The following is a 22445-nucleotide window of genomic DNA, read 5'->3' on the forward strand; positions in this document are numbered from 1 at the left end:
CGGTATGCCGGGCTGCTGAGGCCCAGCGACATCTGATCGCCCTGCCCCCGGCCGGTCCCGGTGAAGATGTCCTGATAGCGGCTGCCGTGGGCCTGCAGGGTGAAGACCCCCGGCACGGCTCCGTCGCGCTGCGGGGCCGTCGGGTAGCCGGCTCCGGTCATGCGCCCCGTGTACCAGTCGCCGGAGATCGCCCCGGCGGTGATGTGGTCGAACGGGAGCTCGTCCACGCCGTAGAGCCGGGTCCAGCCCTCCATCGAATCGCCCTCGCGCATGACCTCCAGGGTGTGGCTGTGGCCGCCGAAGGCCACTGCCGGGCGGTCGCCGATGATGTCGTGGATCTGCCGGACCTGATCCACCTGGTGCCGATCCGAGCCCTGGTCATGCCAGTTCAGCAGCGGAATGTGCGTGGCCAGCACGATGAGCTTGTCCTCGGGGGTGCGTGCGATGTCGTCGCGCAGCCATTCGAGCTGCTCGTCGTCGATGCCCCCGTTGTACGTGCCGGCGTAGGGCGCGCCCTGCGAGTACTGGACGGTGTTGAGCGAGACCACGTGCACGTCGCCGGCTTCGTAGGAGTAGTAGTCGGGGCCGAACTGCGAGCGGTAGGTGTCGAAGCGGTGCTCGTCGTCGGCATCGAGGTCCAGATCATGGTTGCCGGGCAGGAATCGGGCAGGGCCGTTGAGCATCGAGGACAGCTCGCGGGTCTCGGCGTACACGTCGAGGTCATCGCCCACGACGTCGCCGATGAACAGGGCGCCGCAGCCGGTGTGGTCGGTGCGCTGCGCCAGGTCCGCGAAGGCGCCGCTGCGGGCGAACTCCGCCTCCTGCTCGGTGTAGGTCTGGATGTCTCCGCCGATCAGGCAGTTCTGGTCGCGGCTGAGCGTGTCGGTCGTCCTGGCCAGGGGGAAGTCGACGGCGTCCGGGAGCGGGCCGGTGGCCTCGATGCCGCCGAAGTCGAGCTCGGGGGAGCCCGTCGGGGCGTGGTTGTAGAAGAACTGAGCCACGTTGTCGTCGTCGACGGGCACCTGATAGCCGGCCGGCTGGGTGAGGAAGACGGTCTCGCCGTCGCGGAGCGGGATCTCGTAGCGGCCCTGTCGATCGGTCGTCACGATCTCCCTCCCGTTCGAGACGTCGACACCCGCGATGCCGCGCTCGCCGGCATCCTGCTGGGAGTTGCGGTTCCGGTCGTCGAAGACGGCGCCGTCCAGGACGTCCTGGTCCTCGCCGGGACCGGCTGTGACGTCCACCTGGCCGCGGAAGGCCTTGCCGTTCCAATCGTCGGCGCTCGTCGAGGACCGGGAGGGGCGCTCCTCCGCGGCGGCCGGGGAGATCGGTGCGAGCAGGGCGAGGGACAGACCCATGGCCACGGCGCCGCAGGCCGTGCGTCGGGTGCGAGCGCTCGTGGATCAGGGGTGAAGGGGGATTCGGTGGGAGGCGGGCTGGGACATGATGCTCCTCGGATGTTCGGATGGGCAGCTCCGACGAGGGCCGCGAACAGGCCCTCGGCCGCCTGAGTGCGCGGCTGCATCCAAGCTGACCTGGGGAGATGACCTCCGTTCGACCCGGGGACCGCCGGCGTCCGACATCTGGGCGTCACCTGGGCGACGCCCTGGCGAACTTCGAGTGCGGGCCGCAGACGCCTCCGTGCCCGCGTACGGGGCTCCACCGCCTCAGGGAGGGGCCGTGGGCGTGCGCCGCGGTTCCTGCACGGCGGACGGGGCAGAGCGACGGGCGTCGGAGCAGGTGGGATGAGATGGTGAGCTCCATTCCTCGTCCGTCCCCGCGATCAGGTCGGCCTCGCGGTGGGCCGCGCTGGACCGGTGGGTCCTCGGCGACCGGTGGGCCCAGGGCTGCAGGTCAGGCCGGGTCGCTGGGCCGGCTCTGGGAGCGCTCGCGGCAGCTGCCGGAGGACCTGGTGCGAGCACAGGCGCAGAAGCGCGAGGACCGTCTGGAGGCCGCCCGGAGGGCTCCGCGGCCCACGTGGGACCTGCGCCTGGTCCCGGTTGCGATCAGCGCCTGGGGCGCGGCGGTGACCGGGGCGGTGCAGCCGGGGATCGTCGACGCCGCCCTGGAGGTGCTGATCCGGCGACCGGTCCTCCCTGCAGGGGTGCTGGCGATGCTGCTGGCGGCGCTGGTCATCAGGACGGCCGGCAGGGGGCGGCCGGGGCGCCGAGCCGCCGGGACGCGCACGGCCTCTCGGAGACGGCCCCGGGGTGCGAGGCCGCCGCAGCGGTCCGTCGCGAGCATCGCCCGGGACGTCCTGCCCACGGTGCTGCTCTGTGCTCTGATCGTCGCAGCGGTCGTCCTGCGGACCGGGGCCCAGCAGGCGACGACGGCGCAGGAGATGCGAGGTCTCGGAGCAGGTGCCGAGCGGGTGACGCTCGAGGTCGTCGACCGGCCCGTCGAGTGGCACAGCACTCCGGATTCCGCGTTCGGTCCTGCCCCGGAGCAGACGGGCGAGGCCGCGAGCGGCGTCGTCGTGCCCGTGCGTCTGGACAGCGGTGCGGAGGCCGCGCTGTTCGCCGAGGACCCGCGCTGGGCCGCCGTGCGGACGGGGGAGCGCTACGACGCGGTCGTCGGGTCGTCGCAGGGCCTGGCCGCAGAGCTGCGGCTGTGCTCATCGAGCCCGCCTTCTCCTGCCGTCACGCAGCGGAAGCCCTCGCCTCTGGGCACCGCCACGCAGCGTTTCGCTCTCGCCGCCTCGGCTCGCGGACCGGATGCCGCCGGGCTGCTGCCCGGCATGACGTACGGCGATCGCGGCGGCCTGGACCAGGCGCTCGAGAAGGCCATGAAGGTCACGGGGCTCACGCACCTGACCGCGGTCTCGGGCTCCAACTGCGCGCTGGTCATGGCTCTGGCGGGCCGGCTCGCGCTCGGGCTGGGACTGCGTCGGCGCATGTGCCTCCTGGCGGGACTGGCGGCCCTGGGCCTGTTCGTCGCGCTGGTCGGACCGGATCCATCGGTGCTGCGGGCCGCGGTCATGGGGTCGGTGGCGGCGCTCGCGGTCCTGTCGGGTCGCGGACCCGTGTCGCTGGCGGCGCTGAGCACGGCCATGTGCGCGCTGCTGGTGATCGATCCGAGCCTCGGCAGCGAGTACGGCTTCGCGCTGTCGGTGTGCGCCACGGCCGGGATCGTGGTCACGGGACGAGCCATGACACGCGTCCTGGAGCGCGCGCTGCCTCCCGTCCTGGCGCTCGCGGTGGCGATCCCCCTGGTCGCCCAGCTGTGGTGCGGGCCCGTCATGGCCATGCTGACGCCGACCGTGGCCACGTACGCCGTCCCCGCGAACGCGCTGGCAGCACCCGTGGTCCCGCTCGTGACCGTGATCGGGCTCGCGGCGCTGGTCCTGCTGGGGATCGGCGGGCCCGTGGGGACGTGGCTGGGCCAGCTGCTGCTGCACCCCGGATCCTGGTGCGCGGGGCTCATCGCGCGCACTGCCCGGTTCTTCGCGGGGCTTCCCGGCTCCACCGCTCCCTGGCTGCCGCCGCCGATGGGACCGGTGCTCATGCTCGTGCTCAGCGCGGTGCTCGTCGTGGCCGTGCATCGGCTGGACGCGCGATGGCTGCGCCATGCCGTGTCCGGGGAGGCGGCGGGCACGGCGCCCGGTCCCGTCGATGAGCGCGCCTGGCTGCGAGCCCGACGACGCGAGCGGCTGTGGCGCAGCGCGGCCGTCGCCGCTGCCGCGGTCGGCGCCGTCGCGCTGGTGGCCGTGCTGCGGTGGCCCGGGCCGACGGACGAGGACTGGTCCGTGCTCGCCTGCGATGTCGGCCAGGGAGACGCGGTGCTCGTGCGGGGCAGGGAGGCCGGGAAGGAGACCACGGTGCTGATCGACGCCGGGCCGGAGCCGGAGGCGGTGCGCACATGCCTGGCCGACGCCGGGGTCGATCACCTGGATCTGCTGGTCCTGACCCACGATCACGCGGATCACGTCGCCGGGGCCGCAGGCCTGGGCGCGGTCGTGCGCATCGACGAGGTCTGGTGGTCCTCGGCGACCGGGCGTGCTCCCGACGAGCTGGCCGATCTGGGCGCCGCCGGCCGCCGCCCGGCCGTGGATGAGCTCTACACCGGTGCGGGCCTCACGCTGCGCGTGCTGGGCCCGGACCCCGCTCGCGCGGCGATCAGCCCCGAGTCGGAGGACGAGAACAACGCCTCTCTCGTGCTGAGGGCCGAGGTCGCGGACGGCCGGGACCGGTTCTCGATGCTGGCCGCCGGCGACCTGGAGGAATCGGGCGCGGGGCCGGTCCTGCGAGGAGAACCCACGCTGCTGGACGTCGACCTGCTCAAGGTCTCCCACCACGGAGCTCGCAACGGCGGCACGGCGCTCATCGACGCCGCCTCACCGGGTCTGGCGCTCGTGTCGGTGGGGGAGGACAACGACTACGGGCATCCCCATCCGTCGATCATCCAGCACCTGGGCCGGGCCGGCGTCCCCGTGGCCCGCACCGATCAGCACGGCGCCGCGGCGATCCGCCGCGAGGAAGGAGCGCTGGTCGCCGTGCCGCTCGGCTGATCGGCCTCGCCGGGCGGCCCGGGCTCCACCGCAGCCTGCCGGGAGGCATGTGCCCGGCAGAGACGGCAGCGGCGGCGACGGGCAGCCTGATCGGCGAGGTCGGCTGTCGGCCGCCCATGACATCCTTGCCGGCATGACCCCGCCTCGCCGTCGAACCGCCGCCGCTGCTCCGGAGACCTCCTGGCGCGATGTCGAGCCCGCGCCGCTGATCCTCATCACGGGCAAGGAGAGCTACCTGATCGCCCGGGCGGTCGACCGGCTGCGGGGGCTGCTCAAGGAGTCCCGCGGCTCGATCGAGGTCTCGCGCATCGATGCGTCGAGCTGCCCGCCGGGTCAGCTGCAGGTCCTGGCCAGCCCGTCGCTGTTCGAGGACCCCAAGCTGATCGTGGTCGAGGACCTCGCGCAGATGAACGAGGAGATGCTCAAGGACGGTCTCGACTACGTCGGCCAGGCGGATCCCGAGGTCGTGGTGGTCTTCGTCCACTCCGGCGGCAATCGCGGCAAGAAGCTGCTCGATGCGCTGAAGGCCAAGGCGGTCGTCGTCGACGCCGCGCCGCTGAAGAACGACCGGGACAAGGTCGAGTTCGTGCGCCACGAGTTCCGCTCCCACCAGCGCACGATCGACCCCGACGCGGCGCGCGCCCTGACGCAGGCCGTGGGCACCTCCACCTCGGAGCTGGCCTCGGCCTGCTCCCAGCTGCTCTCCGACGGGCCGGATCACATCACCTTCGACGTCGTGGAGACCTACTACGGCGGCCGCGTCGAGGCCACGGCCTTCAAGGTCGCCGACGCGGCGCTGGCCGGTCGGCCCGAGGCCGCGCTCAAGCTGTGGCGGCAGGCGCTGGACACGGGCACCGATCCCGTTCCGATGGTCGCCGCTCTGGCCTCCAAGGTCCGGCTGGTGGCGGCGGTCCACGGGGTCCGCGGCAGCGCGAACCAGCTCGCGGGCCAGGTCGGGGGAGCGCCGTGGCAGGTGGAGCGCGCCCAGCAGGAGGCGCGGCGCTTCACGGAGGACGACATGGTCAGGGCCCTGCGCGTGCTCGCCGAGGCCGATGCCCAGGTCAAGGGCGAGTCCCGCAGCGCGCCCTATGCGGTGGAGAAGGCCATCACCGCGATCGCGCTGTCCGGCCGCCGCTGAGGCGGGCAGTTGCTCTCGCTGTCGCCCGAGGACGCGACAGGGCCCCGCTCCCACGAAGGGGAGCGGGGCCCTGTCGGAAGCGCCGCGGCCGCGGCGCCGATGCCGCGAGGACGCGGGATCAGGCCATCGCGGCGACGCGCTTGGCGAAGCCGGACTTCTTGTTGGCCGCGTTGTTCTTGTGCAGGACGCCCTTGGAGACGGCCTTGTCGTACTTGCGGGAGACATCGCGCAGGGCGGCCTCGGCGGCGGCCTTGTCGCCGGAGGCGACGGCCGAGTCGAGACGGCGCACGTAGGTCTTGAGCTCCGACTTGTACGCGTTGTTGCGCAGGCGCGACTTCTCGTTCGTCAGGATGCGCTTCTTCTGGGACTTGATGTTAGCCACAGGTACTCCTTCACAGGTTCACGATGATCGGTTCGGTGAGGGCAGACGACCGGCTCTGACTGAGACATGAGAGTGGGGACGCTCGCAACAGCCGGCCGCAGTGCCCGGCGATCAGCGCGGACACACAGCGGAACAGTGTACCAGAGCCGCCCGGATCAGCGGCGGTCCGCGAGCGCGCGGGCCACATCGTCGAACCGGTCGCGGGGCAGCACCGCGCCCTCCCGGCGCACGTCCTCCGGCCGGACGCGGATGACCCGGTCCACCTTGACCTCCGAGGGCCGTCCCCGGCGGTCCCACGGGCCGGTGCCGATGTCGATGTAGTCGGGGTCCGGCGACGCCGCGCTGCTGCGGTCCTTCGTCGTCAGCATGAGCGTCAGCAGGTGCGCACCCTCGCGGCCGACGATGAGCACGGGACGATCCTTGCCGCGGGTGCGGTCCTCCTCGTAGGGCACCCACGTCCACACGATCTCTCCCGGATCGGGGGCGCCGTCGGGGTCCGGGGCATAGCTCGCCCGCACCCGTCCCCGGTAGTCGCCCGCGTAGCCGCCGGCTCCGCCGATGCCGCCGGAACCGGCCGACGGGGCCGAGGAGGCGGGGCGGGTCGAGCGACGATCCCGCGGGGCGGTCGACGTCGACGGGGCGCCGGATCCGGCGCGATCCCGGCTGCGCTGGAGCTGCTGGACCACGCGGTAGCCGCGCCGCAGTCCGCGGGCGACCTGCTGGAGGCTGATGTTCATGCCGCCATTGAACCAGGCATCGGATGGCCCCGCCGGGCGGTCATGAGAGACTGGGGCACTGATCCGCCCCGCCGCTGGTCCCCAGAGCACCGCCGTGCGCCCGTTCCGACCCCTGAGAGGCTCGCCTTGTCCCCACTGGCCGTCCATCCGCCGGTGCCGTCGCGCACCGACCAATCGGTCCTGCGCAACTTCTGCATCATCGCGCACATCGACCACGGGAAGTCGACCCTGGCCGACCGCATGCTGCAGGCGACCGGGGTGGTCACGCCGCGCCAGATGAAGGCCCAGTACCTGGACCGGATGGACATCGAGCGCGAGCGCGGCATCACCATCAAGTCGCAGGCGGTGCGCATGCCGTGGGGCGTCGACGGCACCGACCACGTGCTGAACATGATCGACACCCCGGGGCACGTCGACTTCACGTACGAGGTCTCGCGCTCCCTGGCGGCCTGCGAGGGCGCGCTCCTGCTGGTCGACGCCGCCCAGGGCATCGAGGCGCAGACCCTGGCCAACCTGTACCTGGCCATGGAGAACGACCTCACGATCATCCCGGTGCTCAACAAGATCGACCTGCCGGCCGCCCAGCCGGACAAGTACGCCGAGGAGATCGGCAGCCTGATCGGCGAGGACCCCGAGCGCGTGCTGCGGGTCTCCGGCAAGACGGGCGAGGGCGTCGAGGCGCTGCTGGACCGCATCGTCGAGGAGATCCCGCCGCCGAGCGGCGATCCCGACGCCCCGGCCCGGGCCATGATCTTCGACTCGGTCTTCGACACCTACCGCGGCGTCGTCACCTACGTCCGGCTGTTCGACGGCGGCCTGTCCCCGCGCGAGCGGATCCAGATGATGTCCACCGGCGCTCAGCACGAGCTGCTCGAGATCGGCGCGATCTCCCCCGAGCCGCAGCCCACCGAGGGCCTGCGCGCAGGCGAGGTCGGCTACCTGATCACCGGTGTGAAGGACGTCCGCCAGTCCCGCGTGGGCGACACCGTGACGACCGCGCAGAAGGGCGCGGAGCAGGAGCTCGGCGGCTACGAGGATCCCAAGCCCATGGTGTTCTCCGGGCTGTTCCCGATCGACGGCTCGGACTACCCCGTGCTGCGCGATGCGCTTGAGAAGCTGCAGCTCAACGACGCCGCGCTGGTCTGGGAGCCCGAGACCTCGACGGCGCTGGGCTTCGGATTCCGCTGCGGCTTCCTGGGCCTGCTGCACCTGGAGATCACCCGCGAGCGCCTCGAGCGCGAGTACAACCTGGATCTGATCGCGACGGCCCCGTCGGTGTCCTACGACGTGACGACCGAGGACGGCACCGAGATCGTGGTCACCAACCCGTCGGAGTTCCCCGAGGGCAAGATCAAGGAGATCCGCGAGCCGATGGTCTCGGCCACGATCCTGGCGCCGTCGGAGTTCGTGGGCACGATCATGGAGCTCTCGCAGTCCAAGCGCGGCCAGATGGCCGGCATGGACTACCTCTCCGAGGACCGCGTCGAGCTGCGCTACCGCCTGCCGCTGGCCGAGATCGTGGTGGGCTTCTTCGATCAGCTCAAGTCCAAGACCCGCGGATACGCCTCGCTCGACTGGAAGCCCGACGGGGACGAGGCCGCCGAGCTGGTCAAGGTCGATCTGCTCCTGCAGGGCGAGCGCGTGGACGCGTTCTCCGCGATCACCCACAAGGACAAGGCCTACTCGTACGGCACCTCGATGGCGAACAAGCTGCGCGAGCTCATCCCGCGTCAGCAGTTCGAGGTGCCGGTCCAGGCGGCGATCGGCTCCCGGATCATCGCGCGAGAGAACATCCGCGCGATCCGCAAGGACGTGCTCTCCAAGTGCTACGGCGGCGACATCACCCGCAAGCGCAAGCTGCTCGAGAAGCAGAAGGAGGGCAAGAAGCGCATGAAGATGGTCGGGCGCGTCGAGGTCCCGCAGGAGGCCTTCGTCGCCGCGCTGTCCGCGGACGAGCCGGAGAAGAAGAAGTAGCCGTGCCCTCCGGCCCCGCGGTCGTGGCCGTCTCGCTCAAGAGGCGCACGCAGGACGCCTGGGGCGTGCTGCGCGCGGACGAGGACGATGCGCGCGCCGTGCGCGCCGCCTGGGTCATCGACGGCGCCACCCCTCTGGGGGCGGCGGATCCGCGCGCTGCCGACGACCGGGTGTCCCGGTTCGCCTGGGCCCTGTCGGGCGGCCTGCGCCGTGCCCTGGCCGACGACGCGGAGGGAGCGGTGCCGATCGCGCAGCACGTCGAGTCCGCACGGGCCGCCGCTCAGGGCTCCGTCGAGCGCGGCTGGCCGGGTGCGCAGACCCCGACCGCCACGCTGTCGCTGGTCCGCCGCATCCCGGCGGGCCTGGAGGCCTTCGTCCTGGGCGACTCCCCGCTGTGGATCGAGGACGGCGACGAGCCGGTCGAGGTCCGCGACCCCCGGTTCGACGGCGCCGAGCAGCGCCTGATCCGGCACTGGCACGACCTGCGCGCAGCAGGGCTCTGCGCCGCCCGGGCCTACGCCGAGCTGATCGAGGCGCAGGTGCGCTCCCGCCGTCGGCGCGACGTCGATGACGGGGTGCGGATCCTGGGGAGCAGTCCCCGGGCGGCCGAGCACGCAGCGGTGCAGCTGCTCCCGGGCCCTGCCGAACGGCGGGTGTGCCTGCTCTCGGACGGCCTCGAGCGCGTGGTCTCCCCGTTCGGTCTGACCGACCGGGAGGGCCTCTTCACCGCCCTGCAGGAGGGGCGGGCCGGCCCGCTGGTCCAGCGGCTGCGCCGCCTCGAGCGTCAGGACGCCCTGTGCCTGCGCTGTCCGCGCCTGAGGCCCCACGACGATGTCACTGGCCTGGCCATCGCGCTCTGACCAGCAGCGATGCTCCGACCCTCCCGTTCAGCCGGAGACTCACTGCGCTGCGCAGACCCTGACGCTCCACCCGAGGATGAAGGATTGAGATGCCTGCACTGCCCGAGGGCGAGACGCCCCCCGAGGACGGCCTGCTGCCCGGCTCCGCCGCCGCCGGAGCCGATCGGCGGACCCTGAGCCTCTACGTCCACGTGCCGTTCTGCGCGGTGCGCTGCGGCTACTGCGACTTCAACACCTACACGGCCCTCGAGCTCGGGCCGGGCGTCTCGCAGGAGGCCTATCACCGGGATGCGGCCCAGGAGGTGCGCTTCGGCCGCCAGGTCCTCGACGCCTCGGGCGTGGCCGCCCGCGAGCTGCACAGCGTCTTCTTCGGGGGCGGGACGCCCACGCGCCTGGCGGCCCCCGCGCTCGTCGAGATCCTGGACACCGCCCGCGAGGCCTTCGGCCTGGCCGAGGGCGCGGAGGTCACCACGGAGGCGAATCCGGATTCCGTGACCGCCGTGGGCCTGAGGATCCTGGCCGACGGCGGCTTCACGCGGGTCTCCTTCGGCATGCAGTCGGCGGTCCCGCACGTGCTGCGCACCCTGGACCGCACGCACGATCCCGCGAACGTCCCGAGAGCGGTGCAGTGGGCGAAGGACGCGGGACTGTCGGTGAGCACCGACCTGATCTACGGCACGCCGGGGGAGTCGCTCGAGGACTGGCGCGAGTCCCTGCGTCAGGCGATCGGGATGCAGCCCGATCACCTCTCCGCCTACTCCCTGATCGTCGAGGACGGCACCCGGATGGCCGCGCAGATGCGCCGCGGCGAGGTCGCGCCGATCGATCCGGACGACCAGGCGGAGAAGTACGAGATCGCCGCGACGATGCTGGGGGAGGCCGGCTTCGAGTGGTACGAGATCTCCAACTGGTCGCGCGCGGCTCGCGGACGCACTGCCGAGCAGAACCGCTCGGCGCACAACCTCGCCTACTGGCGGAACCAGGACTGGTGGGGCGTGGGCCCCGGCGCGCACAGCCACGTCGGGGGCGTGCGCTGGTGGAACCGCAAGCACCCCCTGCCGTACGTCAACGCGGTCCGCCGTGGGCAGTCCCCGGCCGTGGGCAGGGAGCTGCTCGACGACGACACCCGCTATCTCGAGCGCGTCATGCTCGAATCGCGGATCGCCGACGGCATGCCGATCGAGATGCTGCGCCCGGCGGGCAGGCGCGGGATCGCGCAGCTCGTGGCCGATGAGCTGATCGACGGCCGCCGGGCGCTGCGCGGCGAGCTCGTGCTCACGCTCCGGGGCCGCCTGCTGGGAGATGCCGTCGTGCGCCGGCTGCTGGCCGACTGACCCGTTCGCGCGCCCGTCGCGGTGCTGCCGCCGTGCGCCCCCGGTCTCAGGCCCCGGCCGCGGAGCCGGTCTCGGTCGCGCCGTCCGTGCGGCCGCTGGGGGGCACGACCTGGCCCTGCGCGGTCACCGGGTTCGAGGTCTCGCGCTCCCGGCGCCGCTCGGCGCGGCGGCTGGCCAGGGTGTCGTAGAGGTACCAGTTGAGGCGGTACCGGTAGGGGCGCCCCGAGTTGGCGGCCACGGCCGCGGCCACCGAGGAGATCGCCAGCAGCAGCCACGCCGCCGCGGCGAGGATCGCGAAGATCCAGCCGATCCACGGGATGAAGGCCAGGACGATGCCGGCGACGATCACGAGCGTGGGCAGCAGGGTGAAGTTCGCCGCCTCGAGCGACTCCTGCTCCGTGAACCGGGCCCGACCTCGGGACCAGCGGTGGATGAGGATGCTGGGGACGCACCCGACGACGCCGAGCATGTGCGACAGCGTGGCGAGCTGCTGGTCGTCGGAGACCGAGACGGGGCCGGCCTCGGCGCTGACGCCCTCGTACTCGTTGGTCGCCCGCGCGGTGTGCGATCCGCCCTGGGAGTCCGGGTCGCGGGGCTCGGCCTCGGCGCTGCCGAGTCCCTGGGAGCTGCTGCTGGAGACGGCCACTGTCCACCTTCGAGATCGGGAGACCGGGGATCGCCGGTCGTGCGGGCGCCGTCGGCTCCGCTGCGGGACGCGCTGCGGCGAGGAGGGCGCTCGGGCAGGCCACAGTCTAGCGGGGCGCGGCGGCGGCCACACCGACGGAGGCCTGCGTGTGACGGGCGGCTCAGCGCGCAGCGGGCACCGTCACGAAGTCGATCAGCTCCTCGACCCGCCCGAGCAGCGCCGGCTCGAGATCGGCGTAGGTGTCCACGCGGGAGAGGATCGCGCCCCAGGCCCGGCCGATGTCCTCGGGCGTCTCGTGCGCCCAGCCCAGGCCGCGGCAGATGCCGGTCTTCCAGTCGGTGCCGCGCGGAACCTCCGGCCAGGCGGGGATGCCCATCGCCGAGGGCTTCACGGCCTGCCAGATGTCGATGTACGGGTGGCCGAGGATCGCCACGTTCCCGCGGGCCGACGGCACGCGCATGGCCTGCGCGGCGATCCGCGACTCCTTCGAGCCCTCGACGAGGTGGTCCACCAGGATGCCCAGGCGCCGCTCCGGGCCGGGGGAGAACTCCGCGACCGCGGAGGCCAGGTCGTCGACGCCGTGCAGCGGCTCGACCACGATGCCCTCGACCGCCAGGTCGTGGCCCCAGACCTTGGCCACGAGCTCTGCGTCGTGCTTGCCCTCGACCCAGATGCGGGAGGCCCGGGCGGTGCGGGCGCGGAAGCCCTCGACCTCGACGGATCCGGAGCGCGTGCGGGCCGGCTTCGCCGGCCGCGGCGCCCGCTGGGGCTCGGCCGCGACGACGGGCTCGCCCTCGAAGAGGAAGCCGGGTCCCAGGGGGAAGGCGCGCACCCGCCCGTGCCGGTCCTCGAGGCTCATGACCCGCATGCCGCCGATCGTCTCCAGGCGCACGACCGCGCCGACCCACCCGGTCTCGAACTCCTCGAGCACCATCCCGCGGGCCACCGGGAGCCTGCGCGGCTCCGGCGGGCGGTTCGAGGCGGAGAGATCGCTCAGGGGGCGGGGGCCCCAGGACGCTCCGGACATGGCGGCCTCCTGTGCGGGTCGGCGGATCGGCGGCGCGCGGACCGCCGCGGACGGCGGCGCGGACCCCGGCGCGCGCCGACCCGGGGCGGATCAGCGGTGAGCGTACCAAGGGCCCGAGCCCGGGAGCCCTGCGGGTGAGTCCGCCTACACTGGCTTAGCAGTGTGAGACGACGAGTGCCAGAATGGGCGGGCGCACCGACGAGAGGCAGGAAGGAGCGGACCATGGACCATCCCCGGAGGCTGCAGATCCTGCAGGCGATCGTGGAGGACTACGTCCACTCCAGGGAGCCGGTCGGCTCCCAGGCTCTCGTCGAGCGCCACGCACTGGGCGTCTCCTCGGCGACCGTCCGCAACGACATGGGCGTGCTCGAGGACGAGGGGCTCATCATGGCCCCGCACACCTCCTCGGGCCGGATCCCCACGGCCAAGGGCTATCGCGAGTTCGTCGACCGGATCGCGGCCGTCCAGCCCCTGACCCCTGCGCGCCGCCGGGCCATCCAGACCCTCCTGGAGGGCGCGGAGGACATCGACGACGTCATGGAGCGCACGGTGCGCCTGCTGGCGCAGCTGACGCACCAGGTCGCCGTGGTGCAGTACCCGTCGGTCAGCTCGGCCTCGCTGCGCCACCTCGAGCTCGTGCGCATGGACGAGCACCAGGTGCTGCTCGTCGTGATCCCCACCGACGGCCGCGTGTCCCAGCGCATGCTGCGGATGCCCGAGCCGACGGCGGAATCGGTCGTGCTCGACGTCCGCTCCCGGGTCCTGGGCGCCGTCGTCGGGCACCCCCTGGCCGGTGCCGGGGCGGCGATCGCAGCAGGCGCCCAGCAGGCGCCGCCGGCCGAGCGCCCGCTGCTCGAGGCCGTGGCCTCGTCGGTGTCCGCCCTGCTGGACGGCGCCGCGGGCCAGCGCATGCTCCTGGCGGGCACCGCGAACCTCGCGCAGTCCACCGACGACTTCCGCCGCAGCATCGGCCCCGTCCTCGAGGCCCTCGAGGAGCAGGTGACCCTGCTGCAGCTGCTCTCGGAGATGGAGCAGGACGAGCGGGGCATCGCCGTGCGCATCGGCGCCGACGACGCCTCGGATCCGCTGATGGAGACGTCCGTCGTCGCCACGGGGTACGGTCCGGAGCGGCGCGCGAAGCTCGGCGTGCTCGGCCCCACCCGCATGGACTACCCGCAGACCATGGCCGCCGTGCGCGCCGTGGCCCGCTACCTCTCCAGGTCCCTGCCGACCTGACGGGCCCCGGACGGGCCGCAGGCCGGGCCGGAGCGCAGACCACGAACCAGCACGAACCACCGCGAACGAGAACGGAACGATTCTTGAGCGATCACTACGAGACCCTGGGCGTGTCCCGGGACGCGTCCGCCGAGGAGATCAAGCGCGCCTACCGCAAGAAGGCGCGCAAGCTGCACCCGGACGTCAACCCGTCCCCGGATGCCGCCGAGGAGTTCAAGCGCGTGTCCCACGCCAACGATGTCCTCTCCGATCCCGAGAAGCGCCGCATCTACGACGCCACGGGCAACGAGAACGGCGAGTCGGGCTTCGGGGGCTTCGGCGGGGGCGGCTTCGGCGGTCAGGGCTTCGGCGGCTTCGGCGACATCTTCGACGCCTTCTTCCAGGGCGGCGGCTCGCAGGGCCCCAAGTCCCGCACCCGACAGGGCCAGGACGCGCTGATCACCGTGGACGTCTCGCTGCAGGAGGCCGTCTTCGGCACGCAGAAGAGCATCACGGTGGACACCGCCGTCGTGTGCCCGGAGTGCCAGGGCACCTGCTGCCAGCCGGGCACTCACCCGGAGCAGTGCGCCGACTGCGGCGGCCAGGGCCAGGTGCGCCAGCCGATCCGCTCGCCCCTGGGCACGGTCATGACCGTGGCGGAGTGCCCGACCTGCCGCGGCTACGGCGACGTCATCAAGACCCCGTGCCAGGAGTGCTACGGCCATGGCCGCGTGCGCGACAAGCGCCCGCTGAACGTCAGGATCCCGGCCGGCGTCCGCACCGGTGTGCGCATCCGGCTCTCGGGCCAGGGCGAGGCGGGCGTGGCCGGCGGCGGCAGCGGCGACCTCTACGTCGAGACCAAGGTGACCGAGGACCCGACCTTCTCGCGCGACGGCGACGACCTGCACTTCAGCGTGCGCGTGCCCATGACCTCGGCGGCCCTGGGGACCACGCTGCGCCTGGACACCTTCGACGGCCCCCAGGAGATCACCATCCCGGCCGGGACCCAGTCGGGCCAGACCCGCACGGTCGACGGCCTCGGCTCGACCAAGCTGCGCAGCCAGAACGGCGACCGCGGCGACCTGATCGTGCACCTCGAGGTCGAGACCCCGGAGGACCTGACCGCCGAGCAGCGCGACCTGCTGAGCCGGCTCGCGTCGCTGCGCGGCGAGGAGCAGCACACCGGCACCGCGGTCAGCCGCTCGAACGAGCGCGGCGGGGGCGGGTTCTTCTCGCGCCTGCGCGATCGCTTCGCGGATCAGTGAGGCCGCCGCGGTGACCACGCTGCCCGTCTTCCGGGCCGAGACGCAGCTGCTGGCCGGCGCGGCCGCGGGGGACCCGATCGTCCTGCGCGGTGCCGAGGCGCGCCACGCCGCGACCGTGCGGCGGATGAGCCCCGGCGAGCACCTCGAGCTCGTCGACGGCCGGGGCCTGCGGGTCGCGGGCGAGGTCCGCTCCGCCCAGGGCGAGGGGCTGGCCCTGACGGTGGTCTCGGCCCGGCACGAGCCCGCGCGCAGCCCGGAGCTGCTCCTGGTGCAGGCCCTGGCCAAGGGGGACCGGGATCTGCAGGCCGTCGAGTCGTGCACCGAGCTCGGGATCGACGCCGTGGTCCCGTGGCAGGCCGAGCGCTCGATCGCCCGGCTGCGCCCGGAGCGCCGGGACAAGCAGCTCGCCAAGTGGGAGTCGACCCTGACCTCGGCGGCCAAGCAGTCCCGCAGGGCGCACTGGCCGCGTCTCGATCAGCCGGTCACGAGCGGATCCCTGGCCGCTGCGATCGCCGAGCGCCCGCGGACCCGCTGGCTCCTGCTGCACGAGAGCGCCCGGGACCGGCTCTGCGCCTTGGCCCCGCAGCTCGCGGCGGACGAGGGCCTCGAGGCGATCGGGCTGATCGTGGGCCCCGAGGGCGGCGTCTCCGATGCGGAGCTCGAGCGCTTCGCGGCCGCCGGCGCGCAGCCCGTGCTCCTGGGTCCGGAGGTCCTGCGCTCCTCCACGGCAGGGGCGGCGGCCGTGGCGGTCCTGTCCGCCGGCCTCGGGCGATGGTGAGCGCACCGGAGGCCGCGGCCGGGCGCCGCAGGGGCGCGGTAGGGTGAGGCCCTGACGCGACGGCGCAGCGCCGTCGCCCGGACCCACCCAGCGCAGCACGGAAGGCAGCAGCGGCCGCAGGGCCATCACCATGCACCAGAGCACCATGCCGGACACCGGGCCCACCCCGGAACGCCCCGCCGAGGCAGGACCGAGCCCCGAGCAGGAGCGCGTGCGCCGCTCCGTCGTCTTCCACGACCGGGAGACCATGGTCCGCAGCATCGGCCAGGCGGACAGCGCGCTCACCCAGATCGAGCTGGCCCGCCCCGGGACGCGCCTGCGCGCCCAGGACCTCACCGTGGTCGTCGAGGGCCGCGGGGAGGACGTGGCGGTCGTCGTCGCGCTGCTCGAGGAGATCCGCGCCCTCGCCGCACAGGGCACCCTGGTCACGCCGCAGGTCGTCTCGCAGCTGCTGGGCATCCTCGGCCGCGACGTCGCCGCCAAGCCGTCGAGCGCGCTCAACCAGGACATCCTCAGCTCGCGCGGCAGGACGATCCGGCCGAAGACCGTCAACCAGAAGCACTACGTCGACGCCATCGACGCCCACACGGTCACCTTCGGCATCGGCCCGGCCGGCACGGGCAAGACCTACCTGGCCATGGCCAAGGCGGTGCAGGCCCTGCAGCGCAAGGAGGTCTCCCGGCTGATCCTCACGCGGCCCGCCGTCGAGGCGGGGGAGCGGCTGGGCTTCCTGCCCGGGTCCCTCAACGAGAAGATCGATCCGTACCTGCGGCCGCTGTTCGACGCCCTGCACGAGATGCTGGACCCCGAGAGCATCCCCAAGCTCATGGAGGCCGGGACCATCGAGGTGGCCCCGCTGGCCTACATGCGCGGGCGCACGCTCAACGAGTCGTTCATCATCCTCGACGAGGCGCAGAACACCACGCCCGAGCAGATGAAGATGTTCCTGACCCGCCTGGGCTTCGGCTCCAAGATCGTCGTGACCGGCGATGTGACGCAGGTGGACCTGCCCGGCGGCACCTCCTCGGGGCTGCGCCAGGTCGAGCACATCCTGCACGGCGTCGACGACATCGCCTTCCCCGAGCTGACCAGCGACGACGTCGTGCGCCACGAGCTCGTCGGGCGGATCGTGGACGCCTACGAGCACTTCGGCGCGACGAACCGCCGCCGCGCCGAGCGGCGCGAGCGCAAGGAGGCGCGCCGCGAGGCCGCCGCCGGCGCCGGGCAGGGCCCGGGGCAGGCCCAGCCGCAGCCGGAGGAGGGGCGGTGACCGTCGAGTTCGACATCCGGCTCGCGGCCGATGAGGTCCCCGCCGAGCACCGGCAGGCCTGGGCCGCCTACGACCCCCATCGCCAGCTGCAGCTGATCGAGCACTGCTTCCACCGGCTGCACCTGGCCGAGGCCGTCGAGCTGTCGATCGCCGTCGTCGACGAGGACGAGATGTCCCGGCTGCACATCGAGTGGATGGACCTGCCCGGGCCGACCGACGTCCTGTCCTTCCCGATGGACGAGCTGCGCGCCGGCACCGCCGATCAGCCGGCCGAGGGCGTGCTCGGGGACATCGTCCTGTGCCCGCCGGTCGCGGCGCGGCAGGCCGCGGATGCCGGGCACAGCATCGAGGACGAGCTGTTCCTGCTCACCGTCCACGGCATCCTGCACCTGCTGGGCCACGACCATGCCGAGGACGACGAGCGCGAGATGATGTTCGCGCTGCAGCGCGAGCTGCTCGGCGGGTTCCTGGGCCGCGAGGCCCCCGTCGAGACCATGCGCTGAGTCCCCGGCGCCGCACGCACCGCACTCCACCGACGATCCTCCGGGAGCAGATCCGATGACCGACAGCAGCCAGACCCCCGGCGGGCCCGTCCAGGGGGGCGATCCCGTCCGGACGCGCTCGGGCTTCGCGGTGTTCGTGGGCCGCCCGAACGCCGGGAAGTCGACGCTGACCAACGCCCTGGTGGGGCAGAAGATCGCGATCACCTCCAACCGCCCCCAGACCACGCGGCACACCATCCGCGGGATCGTGCACCGGGACAGCGGGCAGCTCGTCCTGGTGGACACCCCCGGCGTGCACCGGCCGCGGACCCTGCTGGGCGAGCGGCTCAACGAGCTCGTGACGGAGACCCTCGGCGAGGTCGACGTCCTGGGCTTCTGCGTCCCGGCCGACGAGCGGATCGGCCCCGGGGACCGCTACATCGCCCAGCAGCTCGCCTCGGCCGGGCGGCGGCCCATCGTGGCGATCGTGACCAAGGCCGACAAGGTCGCCCGGGACGAGCTGGTCGAGCAGCTCATGGCGGTCGAGGCCATGGGCCGGGAGGTGCTGACCGAGGAGCATGTCGAGTTCCAGCGCCGGCAGGGCGTCCGGGCCCGGAAGCGCGGGCGGGAGCACACGCCGGCCCCGGTCCCGGAGGACATCGGCTTCGCGGACGTCATCCCCGTCTCCGCGGTGGACCGCTTCCAGCTCGAGGAGCTCGCGGAGCTGCTGATCTCGCGCATGCCGGTCTCGCCGCCGCTGTACCCGGACGGGGAGCTCACCGATGAGCCCGAGATGACGCTGGTCGCGGAGCTCGTGCGCGAGGCCGCGCTCGAGGGCGTGCGCGACGAGCTGCCGCATTCGCTGGCGGCCGTGTGCGAGGACATGATCCCTCGCGAGGACCGCCCCGAGGACGACCCCATGCTCGACGTCCACGTCTCGCTCTACGTCGAGCGCCCGTCGCAGAAGGCGATCGTGATCGGCAGGGGCGGCTCCCGCCTGCGCGAGATCGGGGCGACCGCGCGGGCGTCGATCGAGCGGATGCTGGGCACCAAGGTGTACCTGGACCTGCACGTCAAGGTCGCGAAGGAATGGCAGCGCGATCCCCGGCAGATGTCCCGCCTCGGCTTCTGAGCACTCGGCTCCCCAGGGGCGCCCATCCGGCTGGAGTAAGGTGCCCCTGCGGCGCGTCCGAACCGGCCCGGGCGGCCCCGGACGACTCGCGCGGCCCAGGCCGCGAACCCCACCACAGACCCACCGGAGCAGCAGCACGTGAGCACACCCCACGACGTCGGCGCGACCGAGCGCCGCAGCGGCAGCGAGCAGGTCGGCCGGCACTGGAGCGCCGCGGCCGCGCCGCCGGAGGGGCGTCGCTGGGGCCTGATCATCGCGGCCCTGCTCCTGGCGGTCGTCGTCGGCATCGGGGGACTGAGCGTGTTCCGGCTCCAGCAGAACCTCATGACCAGCCCGCTGAACCTGGGCCAGGACGGCTGGGACGACTCGGGGGCCACCGACATCCTCATCATGGGCTCCGACACCCGCGCGGGGGAGCAGAACTCCCGCTACGGCGACATCGAGGAGGGCAACGGGACCGGCAAGACCGACGTCATGATGCTGGCCCACATCTCCGAGGACCGGGAGGACGTCACCGTCGTCTCCTTCCCGCGCGATCTCATCGTGGACATCCCGGAGTGCACGGACCCGGAGACGGGGGAGGTCCACGAGGCCGAGGAGGGCGCGATGCTCAACTCGGCGGCCGAGAACGGCGGGCCGGGCTGCACGGTCGCGACCATCGGGGAGCTCACGGGGCTGAACATCGACCACTTCATGCTCGCCGACTTCAACGCGGTCACGGAGCTCTCCCGCGCCGTCGGCGGCGTCGAGGTCTGCGTGACGCACGAGGTCGACGACCCCAAGTCCGGCCTCGAGCTGCCGGCCGGGACCTCGAGCATCGAAGGCGAGCAGGCCCTGGCCTTCCTGCGCTCCCGCGCGGCCTTCGGCGACGGCGGCGACGAGTCCCGCATCCGCTCCCAGCAGCAGTTCATGGCCTCGCTGGCCCGCAAGCTGCAGGCCGAGGGGACCCTGACGAACATCCCGCGGCTGTACGAGATCGCCGACGTCATGACCCAGAACCTGCACGTCGACGAGCAGCTGGGCAACGTCACCCGGATCGTCGGCCTGGCCAACGAGCTGGCCGGCGTGGACCTCTCGCGCGTGGTGTTCGTCTCGGTGCCCACCGAGGTCTACCCCGAGGACCCCAACCGGCTGCAGCTCCAGGAGCAGCCCTCGGAGGACCTGTTCGAGGTGCTGCGCGAGGACGGCTCCCTCACGGAGGACGGGGTCCCCGAGGACGCCGCGAGCGAGTCCGGCTCCGGCGGCCCGAGCGCCGAGCCGAGTGCGGAGCAGGACGCCTCCGCGCCGGAGGAGGAGGCCACAGCGCAGGAGACCGCGGACGACGCCCCGGCCTACAGCCCCGAGTCCGTCCCGGTGACGATCCTCGACGCCTCCGGCGCGGACGGGCGGGGCCAGGAGCTCGCCGAGCAGCTCGCGGACGCGGGCTACGAGCTGGCGCAGGAGGGCGAGGTCCTCGACGAGGACCTGCCGGGCACCCAGCTGCACTACGCGATGGGCTGGCAGGGCGCCGCGGAGCAGGTCGCGGAGGAGCTCGGCATCCCCGGATCCCAGATCGCCCACAGCCCCGACCTCGCCGGCGGCGTGAGCCTCACGGTCGGGGAGGACTTCGCCGAGGGGGAGACCATGGAGGTCGACTCCGAGGTCCCGGGCCAGTTCAGCGGGCAGACGGCCGAGCAGTTCACCTGTCAGCAGTGACCGCCCGCGAGCGCCGTCCAGCCCCCTGTGGTGATACCGTCGATCGCATGTGCACGACCGCGAAGCTACTGCTGATCTGCCGCAGCGGGTCCTGATCCTCGCCGGCTCCCGCCCTCCGTCGCCCGGAGCAGCCGCGGAGCCCCAGGATGGGCCGGACCCCGCTGCGGAGTCCGCGATGCCCGGCCCGGTCCACATCTCCTCCTCCCGCACGGTCGTCCCGTGCCGCGTCAGAGACAGGTTCATCCCATGCAGAATCGCCAGCAGCCCTCGGGCATGCCCACGCACAAGTACCGCCCGTTCCACGAGCAGATCCCCTTCTCCCTGCCGGATCGCACGTGGCCGGACAGGACGATCACCCGTGCGCCGCGCTGGTGTGCCGTCGATCTGCGGGACGGCAACCAGGCGCTGATCGATCCCATGGACTCGCAGCGCAAGCTCATGATGTTCGAGCTGCTCGTGAGGATGGGCTACAAGGAGATCGAGGTGGGCTTCCCGTCCGCCTCGCAGGTCGACTTCGACTTCGTGCGCCGGCTCATCGACGAGGACCGCATCCCGGAGGACGTCTCGATCCAGGTCCTCACGCAGTCGCGCGAGCACCTCATCCAGCGCACGTTCGAGGCCATCGCCGGGGCGCCCCAGGCCATCGTCCACCTCTACAACTCGACCTCGAAGCTGCAGCGCCGGGTCGTGTTCCGCTCGGACGAGGACGGCATCGTCGACATCGCCCTGACCGGCGCGCGCCTGTGCATGAAGCACGAGGAGCAGCTGGCCGCCACGACCGGCACCAAGGTCGTCTACGAGTACTCGCCGGAGTCCTTCACGGGCACGGAGCTCGAGTTCGCGGCGCGGATCTCCAACGAGGTCGCCGAGACCTTCGAGATCGGCGGCGACCGGGAGATGATCCTCAACCTGCCGGCCACCGTCGAGATGGCCACTCCGAACGTCTACGCCGACTCGATCGAGTGGATGTCGCGCAACCTCTACCACCGCGATGCGACCATCCTGTCGCTGCACCCGCACAACGACCGCGGCACCGGCGTGGCCGCCGCCGAGCTCGGCTACCTGGCCGGGGCCGACCGCATCGAGGGCTGCCTGTTCGGCAACGGCGAGCGCACCGGCAACGTGGACCTGGTGACCCTGGGCCTGAACATGCTGACGCAGGGCGTCGATCCCATGATCGACTTCTCGGACATCGCCCACATCCGCAGCACGGTCGAGACCGCCAACCAGCTGCCCGTCCCGGAGCGCTCCCCGTACGGCGGCGACCTGGTCTTCACGGCGTTCTCCGGATCGCACCAGGACGCGATCAACAAGGGCTTCGACGCGATGCAGCAGGATGCCCGGGACCAGGGCGTCACCGTCGACGAGCTGGAGTGGGCCGTGCCCTACCTGCCGATCGACCCCAAGGACCTCGGGCGCTCGTACGAGGCCGTGATCCGCGTCAACTCGCAGTCCGGCAAGGGCGGGGTGGCCTACCTGCTCAAGACCGAGCGCGGCCTGACCCTGCCGCGACGCGCCCAGATCGAGTTCTCGGGCGTCGTGCAGCGGCACACCGAGACCAGCGGCAGCGAGATCACGGGCGAGCAGATCTGGCAGATCTTCCAGGACGAGTACCTGCCCGCGGACCGCAGCGGCGCGTGCTGGGGCCGCTTCCGCCTCACCTCCATCAGCACGCACTCCGAGCACGACGGGGACACCCGGCTGGACGTCGGGCTCGAGATCGACGGCGTCGCCCGGCAGCGCTCGGCCAGCGGCAACGGGCCGATCGACGCCCTGATCCAGATCCTGCGCGCCGAAGGCGTCGACCTGCGCCTGCTCGACTACTCGGAGCACACGCTCTCGGCGGCCTCGGACGCCCACGCGGCGTCGTTCGTCGAGCTCGCCGTGGGGGAGCACGTCCTGTGGGGCGCGGGCATCGACTCCTCGACGACCCGCTCCTCGCTCAAGGCCGTCGTCTCCGCGGTCAACCGCGCGGCGCGGGCCGCTTCGGAGGACTGAGCACC

Annotated in this window: 17 protein-coding genes and 1 pseudogene; 13 read left to right on the top strand and 5 right to left on the bottom strand. The window is 72.6% G+C overall.

The window, feature by feature from the left end:
- Positions 1 to 50: 50 nt before the first annotated feature.
- Positions 51 to 1358 (bottom strand): annotated as a pseudogene (locus tag FSY66_RS10160) (metallophosphoesterase N-terminal domain-containing protein); the annotation flags it as partial.
- A 554-nt stretch (positions 1359 to 1912) separates the two neighbouring features.
- Between FSY66_RS10160 and FSY66_RS10165 the strand changes: the two are divergent.
- Both FSY66_RS10165 and holA read left to right on the top strand, forming a co-directional pair.
- Positions 1913 to 4507: a ComEC/Rec2 family competence protein gene (locus tag FSY66_RS10165; protein ID WP_186304543.1), complete on the top strand. Its 2595-nt coding sequence runs from the start codon at positions 1913 to 1915 to the stop codon at positions 4505 to 4507.
- A 133-nt stretch (positions 4508 to 4640) separates the two neighbouring features.
- Positions 4641 to 5645: a DNA polymerase III subunit delta gene (gene holA / locus FSY66_RS10170; RefSeq protein WP_144794532.1), complete on the top strand. Its 1005-nt coding sequence runs from the start codon at positions 4641 to 4643 to the stop codon at positions 5643 to 5645.
- 118 nt (positions 5646 to 5763) lie between these two features.
- Here holA and rpsT read toward each other — a convergent pair whose 3' ends face one another.
- Positions 5764 to 6027 (bottom strand): 30S ribosomal protein S20, encoded by a 264-nt coding sequence (gene rpsT / locus FSY66_RS10175; protein ID WP_144794534.1) that lies wholly within the window; start codon positions 6025 to 6027, stop codon positions 5764 to 5766.
- A 155-nt stretch (positions 6028 to 6182) separates the two neighbouring features.
- Positions 6183 to 6764: a type II toxin-antitoxin system PemK/MazF family toxin gene (locus FSY66_RS10180; RefSeq protein ID WP_144794536.1), complete on the bottom strand. Its 582-nt coding sequence runs from the start codon at positions 6762 to 6764 to the stop codon at positions 6183 to 6185.
- Positions 6765 to 6890: 126 nt separating this feature from the next.
- Here FSY66_RS10180 and lepA point away from each other — a divergent pair, with 126 nt between their 5' ends.
- The 3 genes from lepA to hemW all read left to right on the top strand — a co-directional run bounded on the left by lepA (position 6891) and on the right by hemW (position 10932).
- Positions 6891 to 8738 (top strand): translation elongation factor 4, encoded by a 1848-nt coding sequence (gene lepA / locus FSY66_RS10185; RefSeq protein ID WP_144794538.1) that lies wholly within the window; start codon positions 6891 to 6893, stop codon positions 8736 to 8738.
- Between the two features lie 2 nt (positions 8739 to 8740).
- Positions 8741 to 9598 (top strand): hypothetical protein, encoded by an 858-nt coding sequence (locus FSY66_RS10190; RefSeq protein ID WP_144794540.1) that lies wholly within the window; start codon positions 8741 to 8743, stop codon positions 9596 to 9598.
- An 89-nt stretch (positions 9599 to 9687) separates the two neighbouring features.
- A complete protein-coding gene (gene hemW, locus FSY66_RS10195) occupies positions 9688 to 10932 on the top strand; it encodes a radical SAM family heme chaperone HemW (protein ID WP_144794542.1) in 1245 nt (414 codons plus the stop codon).
- Positions 10933 to 10978: 46 nt separating this feature from the next.
- Here hemW and FSY66_RS10205 read toward each other — a convergent pair whose 3' ends face one another.
- Both FSY66_RS10205 and FSY66_RS10210 read right to left on the bottom strand, forming a co-directional pair.
- Complete coding sequence (locus FSY66_RS10205; protein ID WP_260853640.1) at positions 10979 to 11578, bottom strand: magnetosome magnetite crystal formation protein family; 600 nt, start codon at positions 11576 to 11578, stop codon at positions 10979 to 10981.
- Positions 11579 to 11738: 160 nt separating this feature from the next.
- Entirely contained in the window at positions 11739 to 12605 is an 867-nt protein-coding gene (locus tag FSY66_RS10210; RefSeq protein WP_144794544.1) for a DUF3097 domain-containing protein, read from the bottom strand.
- 222 nt (positions 12606 to 12827) lie between these two features.
- Between FSY66_RS10210 and hrcA the strand changes: the two genes are divergently transcribed.
- From hrcA to leuA, 8 genes are all read left to right on the top strand, one after another.
- On the top strand, positions 12828 to 13841 hold the full coding sequence (gene hrcA, locus FSY66_RS10215; RefSeq protein WP_144794546.1) for a heat-inducible transcriptional repressor HrcA: 1014 nt from the start codon (positions 12828 to 12830) through the stop codon (positions 13839 to 13841).
- A gap of 83 nt (positions 13842 to 13924) precedes the next feature.
- Entirely contained in the window at positions 13925 to 15085 is a 1161-nt protein-coding gene (gene dnaJ / locus FSY66_RS10220) for a molecular chaperone DnaJ (protein ID WP_144794548.1), read from the top strand.
- A gap of 10 nt (positions 15086 to 15095) precedes the next feature.
- Complete coding sequence (locus FSY66_RS10225) at positions 15096 to 15863, top strand: 16S rRNA (uracil(1498)-N(3))-methyltransferase (protein WP_144794550.1); 768 nt, start codon at positions 15096 to 15098, stop codon at positions 15861 to 15863.
- Positions 15864 to 15993: 130 nt separating this feature from the next.
- Positions 15994 to 17133, top strand: coding sequence for a PhoH family protein (locus tag FSY66_RS10230; protein WP_396350898.1), 1140 nt, complete (start codon positions 15994 to 15996; stop codon positions 17131 to 17133).
- A gap of 86 nt (positions 17134 to 17219) precedes the next feature.
- Positions 17220 to 17636, top strand: coding sequence for an rRNA maturation RNase YbeY (gene ybeY / locus FSY66_RS10235; RefSeq protein ID WP_260853646.1), 417 nt, complete (start codon positions 17220 to 17222; stop codon positions 17634 to 17636).
- 55 nt (positions 17637 to 17691) lie between these two features.
- Positions 17692 to 18747 (top strand): GTPase Era, encoded by a 1056-nt coding sequence (locus tag FSY66_RS10240; protein ID WP_144794555.1) that lies wholly within the window; start codon positions 17692 to 17694, stop codon positions 18745 to 18747.
- 138 nt (positions 18748 to 18885) lie between these two features.
- Entirely contained in the window at positions 18886 to 20442 is a 1557-nt protein-coding gene (locus FSY66_RS10245; RefSeq protein WP_144794557.1) for an LCP family protein, read from the top strand.
- Between the two features lie 246 nt (positions 20443 to 20688).
- The gene (gene leuA / locus FSY66_RS10250) at positions 20689 to 22440 is read left to right on the top strand and encodes a 2-isopropylmalate synthase (RefSeq protein ID WP_144794559.1); all 1752 of its coding nucleotides are present in this window, start codon (positions 20689 to 20691) and stop codon (positions 22438 to 22440) included.
- Positions 22441 to 22445: the final 5 nt, after the last annotated feature.

The organism is Kocuria palustris, assembly GCF_007666205.1.
Classification (GTDB): domain Bacteria; phylum Actinomycetota; class Actinomycetes; order Actinomycetales; family Micrococcaceae; genus Kocuria; species Kocuria palustris_A.